This window comes from Spirillospora sp. NPDC048823 (genome assembly GCF_043198445.1).
In the GTDB taxonomy this organism is placed as follows: Bacteria; Actinomycetota; Actinomycetes; order Streptosporangiales; family Streptosporangiaceae; genus Spirillospora.
This window is the reverse complement of record NZ_JBICUT010000002.1, coordinates 821055-835908: the sequence shown is the minus strand read 5'-3', so window position 1 is coordinate 835908 and position 14854 is coordinate 821055. Positions and strand designations below refer to the sequence as shown.

Below are 14854 nucleotides of genomic sequence, written 5' to 3'. Positions count from 1 at the left end.
GGCGACCCGGGCCTGCACCACCTCATCCTCGACGTCACCCAGAACGGCGTCACCGACCACTACCAGCTGCTCCTCGGCGTCCGCCGCGACCTGCCCGAGCGGCTGAACCCCCGCCTGATCGGACGGGCGGCCGGGGGGCCGGGCATCACCGGCCACGTCTACGACGCCGCGTACGACCCGGAGCTCACCCGCCCGCTGCTGACCTCCATGGCCAACGAGACGCTGATCGGCCCGCTGCAGTTCCGGCGCGCGCCCGGCACCGGTGTCCGCGCGGACCTGGAGGGCATCCCCATCGGGGCCGAGCAGAGCAACACCTCGCTGGTCTTCGGCGACTCCTACATCTGCAAGCTGTTCCGCCGCCTGTCCCCCGGCGTCAACCCGGACCTGGAGGTCAACCTGGCGCTGTCCCGCGAGGGCTGCGAGCACATCGCCACGGTGCACGGGTGGATCGAGCTGGAGCCGGGCGCGAGCGCCATCGGAGGCGCCGCCGGGGGCGAGCCCGTCACGCTGGCGCTGCTCTCGGAGTTCCTGCGCACCGCGACCGACGGCTGGCAGCTCGCCGTCACCAGCGTCCGCGACTGGTTCGCCCAGCCCACGCCGCCGGGCCTTGCCGGGACACCGGGCGGGCTCACCGCCGGCGACGCCGCGGCCGCCGGAGGCGACTTCGCCGCGGAGGCCGAGCGGCTCGGCGCGGCGACCGCGCAGGTGCACCGCGACCTCGCCGCCGCGTTCGGCGTGACGCAGGCGCCCGCCACGACGCTGCGGGACTCGGTCTTCGCGATGAACGAGCAGCTCGACGAGGTCAGCGCCGCCGTCCCGGAGATACGCCCGCACACCCCCGCGATCCGCGCGGTGTTCGACGAGGTCGCCGCGGAGGCGCGGACGCTGCCCGTCCAGCGCGTGCACGGCGACTACCACCTCGGGCAGGTCCTGCGCACCGACACGGGCTGGGTGCTGCTGGACTTCGAGGGCGAGCCGGCCCGCACGCCCGCCGAGCGCCGCGCGCCCGCGCATCCGCTGCGGGACGTCGCCGGGATGCTGCGCTCGTTCGAGTACGCGGCCCGGTTTCTGCTCGCGCGGGAGGACGACCTGCAGCCGGACACGGCCGAGGCGCTGGAGCTGCGCGCCCGGGCGTGGGCGGAGCGGAACCGGGAGGCGTTCTGCGCCGGCTACGCGGCGGCCGGCGGGCCCGACCCCGCCGCGCACGCGGCGCTGGTGCGGGCGTTCGAGTTCGACAAGGCGGTCTACGAGATCCGCTACGAGGCGCGGAACCGCCCGAGCTGGCTCCCCGTCCCCCTGCGCTCCCTGGCCCACCTCGCAACGCCCCCGGCTCGTTAGAGGTCGATGGAGTAGTCGAGGACCACTCGGTCGGCGGGCAGGACTATGTCGCGGCACACCTCCATCACACCGGCGCCCGACAGCAGCCTGCGGGTGATGGCGAGGACGGGCACCCCGGCGGTCATGCGGAGGGCCTCCGCCTCCTCCGGGGTCGGCATGCGGGAGCGGACTGCCTCCTCGACGCGGGTGGGCGGGTGGCCGAGATAGGCCAGCTGCGCGAGCGTCCCCCCGGGCCACGGCTCGCGCGCCGGGTCGGACACGGGGGTGTCGCCCACGAGGTCCCACGGCAGGTAGTTGACGGAGATCTGCTGCGGCTCGCCGCGGGCGTGGAACACGAACCGGCGGCGCAGCAGCTCGGTGCCGGCCGGCAGCTCGAACAGCGCGCCGAGCTCGGCATCGGCCCGCACCCGGCTGAACTCCTTGTCGAGCCGGTACTCCTCCCAGGTGATCCTCTGGTCCCGGGTGAAGGTCGTCTCGGGGACCGCCATGGGCCGTGTCACCGCGCGGTAGCGGTCCATCGCAACCCTGCGAGCAGGGGGAACGAGCCGGACGAGCGTGCCGCCGCCGCGGCGGGTCTCGACCAGCCCCTCGCCGCGCAGCAGCGCGATGGCCTGCCGGACGACGATCTCCGAGACGCCGTGGGCCTCGCACAGCTCCGCGATGGTCGGCAGCCGGGTTCCCGGCGGGAGGCTGCCGTCCCGGATGCCCTCTCGCAGCGTGTCGGCGATGCGCAGGTAGGCGGGACGGTCCGGCACCGGCGTCACCTCCCCTTCCTCCGGCCGCGCCGTCCGGCCGCCCGGCCCGGTGTTGCCGTTCGACTCGGCGTTCGACGCGGTGTTCGATCCTGGCTCGTCCTCCCGCTCATCCATACCTTCCGCGCGCTATCCGCGGGGGCATGGTCCGCTTACGGACAGCTTGACACCTCTTTGACCGAGTACGACTTTTGTATACAGAAGAGCGGCCTCGGGGAAAGGACGACCTTGATGGGCGACTTCGATGATCTGAAGGCGGCCATCGAGGGGGAGTTTCCGGGTTGGCAGGTGTGGCGGAGCGACGCGGGGCGCTGGTACGCGACCCGCAGCGGCGATCTCAGCGACTCCCAGCTCCAGGCGGGATACGCGCGGACGGTGGCCTCCGACGACTCCGCGGGGCTCCGCCGGCTGCTGCTCGACCAGACGCGCGAGGAGCACGGAGACGGGTGACGGGACACCGTTGGGGAACGGCGCGGCCCGGTCCGCGAGCGGGGGCGGACCGGGCCGGGGCGTTCCGGTACGGCAGGTACCTGTGGCGCTCAAGTGACACAGGAGTGGAGCCCAGGGTGGCGGGGTCGATGTCACCACTGGGGCCAGGTAGACGTGGCCGCACGGACGGCACTATCGGCGCGACCCCCCGACAAAGAGTCGTGCCGCCCGTGCGGTCGCACACCGTCCTCCATCCCGCCCACCGCGCGGCCGCCGCCGAGCGTCCGGAAACTTCCAAGCTCCCGGAAACAGGTGCGTCCCCGACGTGAGACCGGCCGATCTCGGGGCACCTCTACTGAGGTGATGCCACTGGGACGGGAGGCCGTGAGGTCATGGCACGGGTGACGCGCGCGGAGATCGACCGGCTCGTCGGCGGCGACCACCACGATCCGCACGGCGTCCTCGGCGCGCATCCCGGCCGCGACGGCGTGACGATCCGGACGCTGCGGCCGCTCGCCGAACGGGTCGAGGTCGTCCTGCCGAACGGCGACCGGCACCCGCTCCGCCACTTCCACGAGGGCCTGTTCACGGGCACGCTGCCGGACGGCTCGTCCCTGGCCGGCGACGGCAAGGACGCCGACGGCAAGGACCGGGCGCCCCTCGCGGTCCCCGACTACCGGCTCGCCGTCACCTATGGGGACGGCATCGAGACGCTCCAGGACGACCCGTACCGGCACCTGCCCACGCTCGGCGAACTCGACCTCCACCTCATCAGCGAGGGACGGCACGAGGAGCTGTGGAAGGCCCTCGGCGCGCGGGTCCGCAGCTACGCCTCCGCGTTCGGCACCGTGCACGGGACGGGTTTCTCGGTGTGGGCGCCGACTGCGCGCGGCGTCCGGGTGGTCGGGGACTTCAACCACTGGGACGGCCGTGCGTACCCGATGCGGTCGCTCGGTTCCACAGGCGTCTGGGAACTGTTCGTCCCCGGCATCGGTGACGGCATGTGCTACAAGTACGAGATCCTCGGCGCGGACGGTGTGTGGCGCTCCAAGGCCGACCCGATGGCGCAGTGCACCGAGGGTCCCCCTGCGACGGCGTCCCGCATCTACACCTCGTCCTACGAGTGGGGCGACGGCCAATGGATGGACGGCCGCAAGGAACACGACTGGTTGCACGAACCCATGAGCGCGTACGAGGTGCATCTCGGGTCGTGGCGCCCTGGGCTCGGCTACAGGGAACTGGCCGACGAACTGACCGAGTACGTACGCGACATGGGTTTCACGCACGTGGAGTTGCTGCCGGTCGCCGAGCACCCGTACGGCCCCTCCTGGGGCTACCAGGTGACGTCGTACTACGCGCCGACCGCACGGTTCGGAAGCCCGGACGACTTCCGGCACCTGGTCGACCGGCTCCACCAGGCGGGCATCGGCGTCCTCATGGACTGGGTGCCCGCCCACTTCCCCAAGGACGAATGGGCACTGGCCCGGTTCGACGGCACCGCCCTGTACGAACACGACGATCCGACGCGCGGCGAACACCCCGACTGGGGGACGCTCGTGTTCAACTTCGGGCGCGCCGAAGTGCGCAACTTCCTCGTGGCCAACGCGTCGTACTGGCTGGAGGAGTTCCATATCGACGGGCTGCGCGTGGACGCCGTCGCCTCGATGCTGTACCTGGACTACTCGCGCAACGAGGGCGAGTGGACGCCCAACGTCTACGGCGGCCGCGAGAACCTGGAGGCCATCTCGTTCCTCCAGGAGATGAACGCGACGGTCTACAAGCGCAACCCGGGTGTGGTGACGATCGCCGAGGAGTCGACGGCGTGGCCGGGCGTGTCCCGTCCCACCCATCTCGGCGGCCTCGGCTTCGGGTTCAAGTGGAACATGGGCTGGATGCACGACACGCTGGAGTACCTGCGCCACGAGGCCGTGTTCCGGCACTACCACCACAACGAGATCACGTTCTCGCTGGTGTACGCGTTCTCGGAGAACTACGTCCTGCCGCTTTCGCACGACGAGGTGGTCCACGGCAAGGGGTCGCTGCTGAGCAAGATGCCGGGGGACGCCTGGCAGCAGTTCGCCGGGCTGCGCGCCCTGCTCGCCTACATGTGGTCGCATCCCGGCAAGCAGCTCCTGTTCATGGGGCAGGAGTTCGGCCAGGGCGCCGAATGGGCCGAGGAGCGTCCGCTCGACTGGTGGCTGCTGGAGAACGCCGCCGAGGGCGCCCACCACCTCGGCCTGCAGAAGCTCGTCCGCGAACTGAACCGCGCCTACCAGGCCGAGCCCGCGCTGTGGACGCGCGACAGCGACCACGACGGGTTCCGCTGGATCGACGGCAACGACGCGGGCGGAAACACGCTGTCCTACCTGCGTTACGGCACGGCGCAGGAAGGCGGGCAGCCGGTTCTCGCGTGCGTCGTCAACTTCGCCGGGAACCCGCACGAGAACTACCGGCTGGGCCTGCCCCGCGAGGGGCGCTGGCGCGAACTCGTCAACACCGACGCCTACGAGTACGGCGGCAGCGGCGTCGGGAACCTCGGCAGCGTCGAGGCGACCGCCGACCCCTGCCACGGCCTGCCCGCGTCCGCGGTGCTGCGCGTCCCGCCCTTGGGCGCGGTCTGGCTCGTGCCCGAGTAGCCCAGGCCTGAACGACCTCTACCCGGACATGACGTACCGGGTGGCCCGTGCTGAATAGTCTGGCGGGATGGAAGCGCAGCGCCTGCACGTCGTCCCCGGCCAGTTCATCATCGAGCACCTGCCTCACGCGACGTTCCCCGAGGACGACGACTGGATCGCGCTGATACGCGCCCCCGAGGGCCTCACCGTGATCCGGGACGCGTCGCCGTTCACCGAGACGGAACGCTGGGTCGGCTTCTACGGCGAGACCGGCCACGGCCTCCGCGTGCCCGGCACACCGGCCGAGATCGTGGGCCCGCTCGCCGGCGCCGGGATCCCCGTCTTCGTGGCGTCCACCTACCACGCCGACCTCGTCCTCGTCCCCGGGCACCGGCGGAAGGAGGCGGCCGACGCGCTCCGCGACGCCGGCCACCGCGTCGAGGACTGAGCGGTCCTAGAGGCGTTCGAGGAGCCAGCGCGGGCCGATGACGGCGGCGCCGGCCGCCTCGCAGCGGGCCCGCAGTTCCCGGTCGGCGGTCACCACGAGGTGGGCGGTGTCGGGCCCGGTCCCGCGGACCAGATCAACGATCTTGTCGTCGCCGCTGCCGGGGGCGGCCACGACCCGTACCCCGTTCCCCGGCTCCTCGGCGACGCTTCGCGCCGCACCCTCCACCACCAGGACGACCTCGGGGAAGCAGTGGTCGAACCGGACGAGACCGCCGGGCACGTCGCGCACGCCCGCGCCCAGGGCCTTCAGGTCGTCACGGAGCCTCGCGTTCGCCCCCGCGCGGTCCTTCCACCAGCCGTCGGCGCGCGAGCCGACGACGTTCGCCGCGTCCACGACGAGGACGACGCCCTTCATCGCGTCCCGCAGCCGGGGCCATGACCGCGCGAACGGCTCGAACAGGTTGCGGTCGGTGACCTCCTCGGCACGCACCCATTCGGCGCGGCGCGTCTCCCGCGACGCGGGCCGGACGCGCGGAAGCTCGGACAGCGACCCCATCACGGACGTGAACGACCAGCCGCCGTGGTCCTCGACGCTCGTGCCGTGCACGTTCACGATCCCGGTGTCGAGCGTGCACTCCTCGGACGTCTCGCGCAATGCGCCCGTCACGGCGTCCTCGTGGCTGTGGAGCGCGCCGCCGAACATGCCCCACGTCCCGCCACCGATCCCCCACCACGCGCGCTGCTGCAAGAGGATCCACACCTGGCCGCCGGGATCACGGTGGTAGGCCAGCAGGCCCGCCGCACCGAACCGCCCCCAGTGCGTGTGCCCGAGCCCGCAGCCGGCCCAGCCGTCGCCGTCTCCCATGCGACGACAATATCCGCTGGGCGTCATCCGTCCGCCGGGCCAAGTACGGTTGACGAGTCGCCGGGGACGATGCCCGCCGACCATGCCCGAGGAGTCCGCCGATGCCCGCCCATCCCCTGGCCCACGACGATCCGCGCACGGCCGGCCGCTACCGGCTGACCGGGCGCCTCGGCGAGGGCGGCCAGGGCGTCGTCTACCTCGGGGAGGGGCCGGCCGGGGAGCGCGTCGCCGTCAAGATGCTCAAGACCACCGACGCGGCCGCCCGCGGCCGCTTCGCGCGCGAGATGCAGGCCGCCCGGCAGGTCGCCCCGTTCTGCACGGCCGCCGTCCTCGACTCGTCGGCCGACGGCGAGGCGCCCTACGTCGTCAGCGAGTTCATCGACGGGCCGTCCCTCCAGCAGCGCGTCGTGGAGAGCGGGCCGCTGCGCGGCGGCGACCTGGAACGGCTGGCCGTGAACACCGCGAGCGCGCTCGCCGCGATCCACGGCGCGGGAATCGTCCACCGCGACCTGAAGCCCGCCAACGTCCTGCTCGGCCCGGACGGCCCGCGCGTCGTCGACTTCGGCATCGCCCGCGCCATCGACGCCGAGACCCACACGCAGCTCGTCGGCACACCCTCGTACTTCGCGCCCGAATGGCTGGAGGGGCATCCGCCGACCGACAGGTCGGACGTCTTCGCCTGGGCGGGCACGATCGTGTACGCGGCCACCGGGCATCCGCCGTTCGGCCCGGCGACCAGCATCCCGGCCACCATGCACCGCATCGCCAACGGCGAACCCGATCTCGGCGAGGTACCGTCCTCGCTCCTCCCCCTGATCACCGAGTGCCTCGCCAAGGACCCGGCCCGCCGCCCGGCCGCCCGCGACCTGATGGTCCGCCTCGTCGACCCGTCCGCCATGGCCGGGCCGGCCTCCGGCGGCCGGCCGCCGCATCCCCTGGCGCCTCCGGCCGTCGAGGGGCACACGCCCGCCGCCCACGCGCCCACGGTGCCCCGCGCCCCCGGCCCGGACGGCGGCCCGCGCACCGGTCCAGGTCATGACCCCGGCGGGCGCCGCGGGCGCGTCATCGCGGGCGTGGTCGGCGCCGCCGCCGCCCTCGCCGTCATCGCGATCGCCGCGGCGGCGTTCATCCTCGCGGACGCCGGGGACGACGGCTCCCCCGAGGCGGGACGCTCGACGGGCACCGCCGGCGAGACGACGCCGCCCTCGCAGACGACCCGCCCCTCCCAGACCACACCGGCGCCCCCAGGCGGCGGCGGTCAGGGCGGTGCCGCGACGGTGCCCGCCGAGTTCGGCGGCATCTGGACGGGGACGGTCACCCAGACCGGCGGGCTCACCGTGGGCGAGACCAGCACCAGGGTGACGATCACCCTGGCGGCCGGCGCGACGGGCGGCACGTCCGACTACCCCGACTGGGGCTGCCACGACACGCTGACCGTCACGAACGTGTCCGGCACGACCGTCCGGTTCCAGGAGACCCCCGAGAACGCGCAGGGGACCCAGGGCTTCTGCGTCGGCGGCACCCTCACGCTCACGAAGGCGGCGGACGGGCTGGAGTACACGTCCCCGGGAATCGGCACCACCGAGGGCACGCTCCGCAAGTCCGGCTGAAACCCCCGGCCGGGGCGGCGTCCGTGATGAACGGCACAGCACCGGGCCTCCGATGACCGAATAACATTCTAGAATCCGTTGTGATCAAGGAGTGCGAGTGAGCGTCGAGGCGAGCCCGGAGGCCCTGCAGGAGGCCGCCGATCTGTGGAACACGCTGTCCGGCGTGGAGTTCATCCGGGCGATGCGGGACAAGAGGCTCCCGGAGATCTCCGATATCAGCGACTACATCGGGCAGGTCGTCACATCCGCCGACCCGGGCCGGGTGGAGATCTCCTGGACGCCCGCGGAGAAGCTGTGCAACCCGGGCGGCATCGTCCACGGCGGCTACATCGCGATGATCCTCGACAATGCCGTCTGCCTCGCCGCGAGCAGCACATGCGACCGTTTCCTGCCGATGCTCACGCTCAACCTGAACATCGACTACCTGCGCGGTGTCCAGTCCGGTCAGACCTACACGGTGACCGGCACGTGCGTGCACCCCGGCAGCACCCGCATGGTCGCCAACGCGGTGATCGGTGACGCGCAGGGGCGCCCGCTGGCCCAGGCGTCGGCGAGCGTCATCCCCAACAAGGCGTTCATGCGCTAACAAGGCGTTCATGCGCTGACGCGCGCTCCGGCTCCGGCTCCGGCTTCGTCCTGGCGGCGGAGGCGGCCGGCGGCACCGAGCGAGGCCCCTCCGAACGCATAGGCTGGGCCCATGGTGGATCCCGGCACAGTCGTCAACGTCATCAAACAGGCCCGCGACCGGCGGACGGCTCCGCTGATCCTCGAACTGGACCTCACCGAGGGCATCGTGGAGACCGCGCCGTCCGACCCCATCTCGGCGATCATGTCCATGCGCCGAACGCACCTGCGCGACGTCCTGGACGGGCTGCGCCGCGCCCGCTCCGACAGCCGGGTGCGCGCCCTCGTCGTGAAGGTGAGCGGCGGCATCGGTCTGGCGCTCGTCCAGGAGCTGCGCGAGGCGGTGCAGGCACTGCGCGACGCGGGCAAGCTCACCGTCGCGTGGGCGGAGACCTACGGGGAGAGCGGCCGCGGCACCGTGCCGTACTACCTGGCCACCGGGTTCGACAAGGTCTACCTGCAGCCCACCGGCGAGGTCGGCCTGGTCGGCATGGCGCTCGAAGAGCCGTTCTTCGCGGGCGCCCTGGAGAAGGCGGGCGTGGAACCCAGGTTCGCCAAGCGCCACGAGTACAAGACCATGGCGAACACGTTCATGGAGAAGACCTACACGCCCGAGCACGAGGAGTCGTCGCAACGCCTCGTCGCCTCGATCGGCGAGCAGATCACCGCCGCCGTCGCCGCCGCCCGCGGCCTGTCCGAGGACAGGGTCAGGGAGCTGACCGACCGCGGCCCCTTCCTCGCCGGCGAGGCGCTGGAGGAGAACCTCGTCGACCGCCTCGGCTACCGCGACGAGGTCTACGCCGACCTGCGCGAGGAGTTCGGCGAGGACGCGCAGCTCCGCTATGTCGCCCGCTACAACCGCGCGCACGGCCTCGCGGCCATGCTCCCCCAGCCCGGCCGGCAGGACGCCGTCGCGCTGATCAACGGGCACGGCCCGATCCGGCTCGGCCGCAGCGGCCGCGGCGGCCCGCTCCCGGCCTCCGGCCCCGCGATGGGCTCGGACACGATCGGCGCCGCGTTCCGCGCCGCCGTGAAGGACGACACGGTCAAGGCGATCGTCTTCCGGGTCAACAGCCCGGGCGGTTCCGCCGTCGCGTCCGACGCGATCTGGCGGGAGGTGGTCCTGGCCGGCCGCGCCGGCAAGCCCGTGATCGTGTCGATGGGCAACGTCGCCGCGTCGGGCGGCTACTACGTCGCGGCGGCCGCGGACACGATCGTCGCGCAGCCCGGCACCATCACCGGCTCGATCGGCGTCGTCACCGGCAAGGCCGTGGTGAACGGCCTCCTGGACCGCATCGGCATCACCCTCGGCAGCGTCGCGAACGGCGACCACGCCCGCATGTCGAGCGCCACGAAGGACTTCAGCGAATCCGAGTGGGAACGCGTCAACGCCTCCCTCGACCAGATCTACGACGATTTCACCTCGCGGGTCGCCGAGGGCCGCGGCCTCTCCCGCGAACGCGTCCACGAACTGGCCCGCGGCCGCGTCTGGACGGGCGCCGACGCCAAGGAGCACGGCCTCGTCGACGAGCTGGGCGGCATCGACCGGGCCCTCGGCGTGGCCCGCAAGAAGGCCGGTCTCGCCGCCGACGCCCCGGTCCGCGTCTACCCGCACAGCTCTCCGCTGGAGCGGCTGCGCCCGCCGGAGTCCAGCGAGGACCGCGCCGCCGCCTCGGCCCGCTTCGACGCCTGGGGTTCGCTCGGCGGCGTCGCCGCCCGCCTGGGCCTGCCCGCCGCCGGCCCGCTGTCCCTCCCCGGCATCTGGGAGATCCGCTGACCGCCCCCACCGACTTCGTCGAGGCCGTCGCGGGCTTCGCGACGGGCGTCGTCGTCCTGACCGTCCGCGACGGCCGCGACGACCTCGGCACGACGGTGACGTCGTTCATGTCGGTGTCCCTGGACCCGCCGCTGGTGCTGGCGAGCGTGGCGACGTCCTCCTACCTGGCGGAGGTCCTGAACCGGCAGAGCCGCTGGGCGGCGACCGTCCTGTCCGCGCGCCAGCGCGCCCTGGCCGGCCGTTTCGCCGCCGAGGGCCGCCCGAGCGCCCGCATCCTCCTTGCGAGCGAACCGCACCACCGGGGCGGCCTCTCGGACGCCCTCATCCCCGAAACCGGGCAATCCGCCCTGGAATGCGAAACCCGCCAGACGGTCGAAGCCGGAGACCACACCCTTTTCGTCGCCGAAGTCCTCTCAACGGACTACATAGCCCGCGACCACAAACCCCTGATCAGAGTCAACCGCCGTTATCTGGAGGACGGGTCAAGTGCCGGACGGCGGTGATCGCTCAACCTGACCACCCTGTGGCACTGCCCGCCTGACCGTCACACCCGGCGGCCGGCCTTCCAGACGGCGGCCGTCTGGGGAACGCCGGGGCGGTAGGCGAGGTGGATGTGTGACGGGGCGTCCAGGACATGGACGTCGGCGCGGGCGCCCGGGGTGAGGTGCCCGACGTCGGTGCGGCGCAGGGCGCGGGCGCCGCCCGCCGTGGCGGACCAGACGGCCTCGGCGGGGGTCATGCGCATGTCGCGGACGGCGACGGCGATGCAGAAGGCCATGCTGGAGCTGTAGCAGGAGCCGGGGTTGCAGTCGGTGGCGAGGCCGACGGTGGCTCCCGCGTCCAGGAGGCGGCGGGCGTCCGGGTAGGGCTGGCGGGTGGAGAACTCGACGCCCGGCAGGAGGGTCGCCACGGTCCGGGAGGACGCCAGGGCGTCCACGTCGGCGTCGCTGAGGAACGTGCAGTGGTCGGCGGACGCGGCGTCCATCTCGACGGCGAGTTGCACGGCGGGGCCCTGGGTGAGCTGGTTCGCGTGCAGGCGGGGGCGCAGGCCCGCTTTGACCCCGGCTTGGAGGACCTCGCGCGCCTGGTCGGCGTCGAAGGCGCCTTGTTCGCAGAAGACGTCCACCCAGCGGGCATGGGGGGCGCAGGCCGAGAGCATATCGGTGGCGGCGAGGTGCGTGTAGGCGGCGGCGTCGCCGTCGAATTCGGGCGGGACGATGTGGGCGCCCAGGTAGGTGACCTCGTCGGCCAGTTCGGCGGCGATGCGGACGGCGCGTTCCTCCTGGTCGACGGTGAGGCCGTAGCCCGACTTGCACTCGACGGTGGTGGTGCCCTGCCGCGCCATCTCGGTGATCAGGCGGCGGACGTTGGCGCGGAGGTCGTCGTCGGACGCGGCGCGGGTGCGTTCGACGGTCGTCCGGATGCCGCCCGCGGCGTATTTGCGGCCGCTCATCCGGGCGGCGAACTCCTCGGCGCGTTCACCGGCGAAGACGAGGTGGGCGTGGGAGTCGACGAAGCCGGGCAGGACGGCCCGGCCGGCGGCGTCGAAGGACGCGTCGGCGGCGGGGGCGTCCGTGGACGGGCCCGTCCACGCGACGCTGCCGTCCTCGATCACCAGGGCGGCGTCGCGGACGATGCCCAGTCCGCCGAGGGCGGGGTCGTTGGTGACCAGTTCCCCGATGTTCGCGATGACGGTGCTGCCGGTGCTCACCTGGGCAGGATCTCACGCCGCGACCCGCAGCCAGACGTCGGCGGACCCGGTGCCGCACGCGCGAGCGGCCGGGCGTGCGGCTGGGCGGCGCCGGTCATGCGTCGTCGGGGGCCGTGGCGGCGGCGACGGTCTCGGCCAGGGCGGCGGGAACGTCGTCGATCAGGAGGTGGCGGCCGTCGTGGACGATCTGCCGGCCGGAGACGACCACGTGCCGGACGTCGGCGGCGGTGGCGGCGAACACGGCGGCCTCGGCGGTGTGGCCGGGTCCGGCTCCGGCCGTCCGCACCGAGTCGAGCGCCACGGTGACGAGGTCGGCGTACGCGCCGGGCTCCAGCCGTCCCGCCTCCGGCCAGCCGAGCCCGTAGTGGCCGTTGGACGTAGCGGCGGCGAGGAGTTCCCCCGCCGTCCAGTGGCCGCGGACGCGGGTGCGGAGCCGCTCGTCCAGCTCGACCGCGCGGGCCTCTTCGAACAGGTCGATGACGGCGTGCTGGTCGGAGCCCAGGCAGATCGGCGAGCCGGCGTCGGCGAGGTCGCGGGCGCGGCCGATCCCGTCGGCGAGGTCCCGTTCGGTGGTCGGGCACATGCACACGCCGGTCATGGTCGCCCCGAGCAGGCCGATGTCGTCGTCGGTGAGGTGCGTCGCGTGGACGGCCGTGGTCAGCGCGCCCAGCGCCCCCGACTCGGCCAGGAGGCGGGTGGGCGTCATGTCGTAGGCGCCGAGGCACGCCTCGTTCTCGGCGGGCTGCTCCGACAGGTGGACGTGCAGGGGCGCGCGGTGCTCCTTCGCCCAGGACGCGACGGCCCGCAACTGCTCGCGGGGCACGGCGCGGACGGAGTGGATCGCGGCCCCGACGCGGGCGTGGAGCCGTCCCGCCTTGTCCGTCTCCTCGTGCAGGCTTTCGACCCGGCGCATCCAGTTGCCCGCGGTTCCGTCGCCGAAGCGCAGCTGCGGCCCCTTGAGGGGACGGCCGATGCCGCCGGTGAGGTAGCAGGCGTCCAGGAGGGTGATCCTGATGCCCGCGTCGGACGCGGCGGCGATCAGCGCTTCGCCCATCGCGTTCGGCTCGTCGTAGGGGGTGCCGCCGGGGCCGTGGTGCAGGTAGTGGAACTCGCCGACGCAGCTGATCCCGGCGAGGGCCATCTCGGCGTAGACGGCGGTGGCGAGGGCGCGGTAGGAGTCCGGGTCGAGACGGTCGGCGACCTTGTACATCTGCTCGCGCCACGTCCAGAACGTCCCGGAATGGACTTGGGCGCGGGAGCGGAGGGCGCGGTGGAAGGCGTGGGAGTGCGCGTCGGCGAGGCCCGGCAGGGTCAGGCCGGGCAGGCGCTGTGCGTCGTGCGGGGCGGGGACGCCGGCGGCGACGCGGGTGATCCGCTCGCCGTCGGCCTCGATGAGCACGTCGGACGCCACACCGTCCCCGAGCCAGGCGAACTGGGCATGCCACTGCATATCCGGAGTCCTACCCGCACGCCAGGTCGTCCAGTACCGCGGTCAGGGCCTCCACTCCGGCCAGGCAGTCGGCCGGTTCCGCGAACTCCTCGGGGGCGTGCGAGACCCCGGTCGGGTTGCGGACGAACAGCATCGCCGTCGGCAGCCGGGCCGACAGGACGCCCGCGTCGTGGCCCGCGCCGGTCGGCAGGACGGGGACGCCGCCGAGCGTCCCGCCGATGCGGTCGCGCAAGGCCAGGTTGAAGTCGACGATCTCGGTGTAGGACTCCTCGGCGAGGTCGACGCTCACTCTGTGCGGGCGCGCGGCGATCCGCGCGGCCTCGTCGATCTCCGTGACCGTCCGCCGGACCGCCTCGTCCGCCGGACCGCGGGCGTCCAGCCAGGCCGTGACGGACGAGGCGATCGCGTTCACCCCGCCCGGAACGACCCGGACCTTCCCCACGGTCGCGACGGTCCCGTTCCGCTCGGCCGCCTCCCGCGCGGCGATCACCATGCCCGCGAACGGCAGCATCGGGTCGCGCCGGTCGCGCAGCCCCGTCGTTCCGGCGTGGTTGCCCTCGCCGCAGAAGTCGAACCGCCACCGGCCGTGCGGGACGATCGCGCTCGCCACCCCGACCGGTTCCCGAAGCGCCCGGCCCTGCTCGACGTGGAGTTCGACGTAGCAGGCGATCCGCCCGAGGAGGCCGTCGTCCGGGCCGATCGCGTCCGGGTCGAACCCGGCGTTGTGCATGACCTCGGCGAACGTGCGGCCGCCGGCGTCGCTCAGGGCGCGGGCCCGCGCCGGGTCGATCGCCCCGGACAGCAGCCGCGACCCGAGGCACGCCACCCCGAACCGAGCGCCCTCCTCCTCGGCGAACGCCCCGATCCCGATCGGCCGCCTCGGTTCACGTCCCCGGTCGCGGAGCAGATCGACGGCCGCGAACGCCGACACGATGCCGAGCGGCCCGTCGAACGCCCCGCCGCCGGGCACCGAGTCGAGGTGGCTCCCGGTCAGGACGGCGTCGCCGCGCGAACCGTCCCCGGGCCGCCACCAGGCGAACATGTTCCCGTTGGGGTCGTGCTCGACGTCCAGGTCGCGGCGCCGCGCCTCGTCCAGGAACCAGGCACGGCACTCCAGCTCGGCAGGCGTCCACGCGAACCGGTGGTAGCCGCCGGTCGCCTCGTCCCGCCCGATGGGCAGCAGCGCCGCCCACATCTCCTCGAACCCCATACCCTCCCTCTCCCCGGACCGCGTTC

The 14854-nt window shown here is 73.2% G+C and carries 13 protein-coding genes; 8 read left to right on the top strand and 5 right to left on the bottom strand.

Annotation, left to right across the window (positions count from 1 at the left end):
- The coding region (locus ACGFK0_RS07420; RefSeq protein ID WP_392901411.1) for a phosphotransferase at window positions 1-1338 on the top strand (1338 nt) is incomplete at its 5' end.
- On the opposite strand, the gene ACGFK0_RS07415 is transcribed toward ACGFK0_RS07420, so the two are convergent.
- Window positions 1335-2207, bottom strand: a complete 873-nt coding sequence (locus tag ACGFK0_RS07415; protein WP_392901409.1) for a GntR family transcriptional regulator — start codon at window positions 2205-2207, stop codon at window positions 1335-1337. The two genes, ACGFK0_RS07420 and ACGFK0_RS07415, sit on opposite strands and share 4 nt — an antisense overlap.
- Window positions 2208-2321: 114 nt before the next feature.
- Here ACGFK0_RS07415 and ACGFK0_RS07410 point away from each other — a divergent pair, with 114 nt between their 5' ends.
- The 3 genes from ACGFK0_RS07410 (at window position 2322) to ACGFK0_RS07400 (ending at window position 5582) form a co-directional block, all read left to right on the top strand.
- A complete protein-coding gene (locus ACGFK0_RS07410) occupies window positions 2322-2540 on the top strand; it encodes a hypothetical protein (RefSeq protein WP_392901407.1) in 219 nt (72 codons plus the stop codon).
- Window positions 2541-2911: 371 nt separating this feature from the next.
- Complete coding sequence (gene glgB / locus ACGFK0_RS07405) at window positions 2912-5155, top strand: 1,4-alpha-glucan branching protein GlgB (RefSeq protein ID WP_392901405.1); 2244 nt, start codon at window positions 2912-2914, stop codon at window positions 5153-5155.
- A gap of 67 nt (window positions 5156-5222) precedes the next feature.
- Window positions 5223-5582 carry an ACT domain-containing protein gene (locus ACGFK0_RS07400; RefSeq protein WP_392901403.1) on the top strand — a complete coding sequence of 120 codons (360 nt, stop codon included), beginning with the start codon at window positions 5223-5225 and terminating at the stop codon, window positions 5580-5582.
- A 6-nt stretch (window positions 5583-5588) separates the two neighbouring features.
- Here the strand turns inward: ACGFK0_RS07400 and ACGFK0_RS07395 are convergent, their stop codons facing one another.
- Window positions 5589-6446, bottom strand: coding sequence for an NUDIX domain-containing protein (locus ACGFK0_RS07395; RefSeq protein WP_392901401.1), 858 nt, complete (start codon window positions 6444-6446; stop codon window positions 5589-5591).
- Between the two features lie 101 nt (window positions 6447-6547).
- Between ACGFK0_RS07395 and ACGFK0_RS07390 the strand changes: the two genes are divergently transcribed.
- The 4 genes from ACGFK0_RS07390 (at window position 6548) to ACGFK0_RS07375 (ending at window position 10960) form a co-directional block, all read left to right on the top strand.
- Window positions 6548-8056, top strand: coding sequence for a serine/threonine-protein kinase (locus tag ACGFK0_RS07390; RefSeq protein WP_392901399.1), 1509 nt, complete (start codon window positions 6548-6550; stop codon window positions 8054-8056).
- A 97-nt stretch (window positions 8057-8153) separates the two neighbouring features.
- On the top strand, window positions 8154-8642 hold the full coding sequence (locus ACGFK0_RS07385; RefSeq protein ID WP_392901397.1) for a PaaI family thioesterase: 489 nt from the start codon (window positions 8154-8156) through the stop codon (window positions 8640-8642).
- A gap of 111 nt (window positions 8643-8753) precedes the next feature.
- Window positions 8754-10457, top strand: coding sequence for a signal peptide peptidase SppA (gene sppA, locus ACGFK0_RS07380; RefSeq protein ID WP_392901395.1), 1704 nt, complete (start codon window positions 8754-8756; stop codon window positions 10455-10457).
- The gene (locus ACGFK0_RS07375) at window positions 10370-10960 is read left to right on the top strand and encodes a flavin reductase family protein (RefSeq protein WP_392901461.1); all 591 of its coding nucleotides are present in this window, start codon (window positions 10370-10372) and stop codon (window positions 10958-10960) included. The genes sppA and ACGFK0_RS07375 overlap by 88 nt, the downstream gene beginning before the upstream one ends.
- Before the next feature lie 41 nt (window positions 10961-11001).
- On the opposite strand, the gene hutI is transcribed toward ACGFK0_RS07375, so the two are convergent.
- The 3 genes from hutI to ACGFK0_RS07360 all read right to left on the bottom strand — a co-directional run bounded on the left by hutI (window position 11002) and on the right by ACGFK0_RS07360 (window position 14828).
- A complete protein-coding gene (gene hutI / locus ACGFK0_RS07370) occupies window positions 11002-12168 on the bottom strand; it encodes an imidazolonepropionase (protein WP_392901392.1) in 1167 nt (388 codons plus the stop codon).
- Window positions 12169-12262: 94 nt separating this feature from the next.
- Window positions 12263-13618: a formimidoylglutamate deiminase gene (locus ACGFK0_RS07365; RefSeq protein WP_392901390.1), complete on the bottom strand. Its 1356-nt coding sequence runs from the start codon at window positions 13616-13618 to the stop codon at window positions 12263-12265.
- Window positions 13619-13628: 10 nt separating this feature from the next.
- Window positions 13629-14828: an allantoate amidohydrolase gene (locus tag ACGFK0_RS07360; RefSeq protein ID WP_392901389.1), complete on the bottom strand. Its 1200-nt coding sequence runs from the start codon at window positions 14826-14828 to the stop codon at window positions 13629-13631.
- Window positions 14829-14854 lie beyond the last annotated feature (26 nt).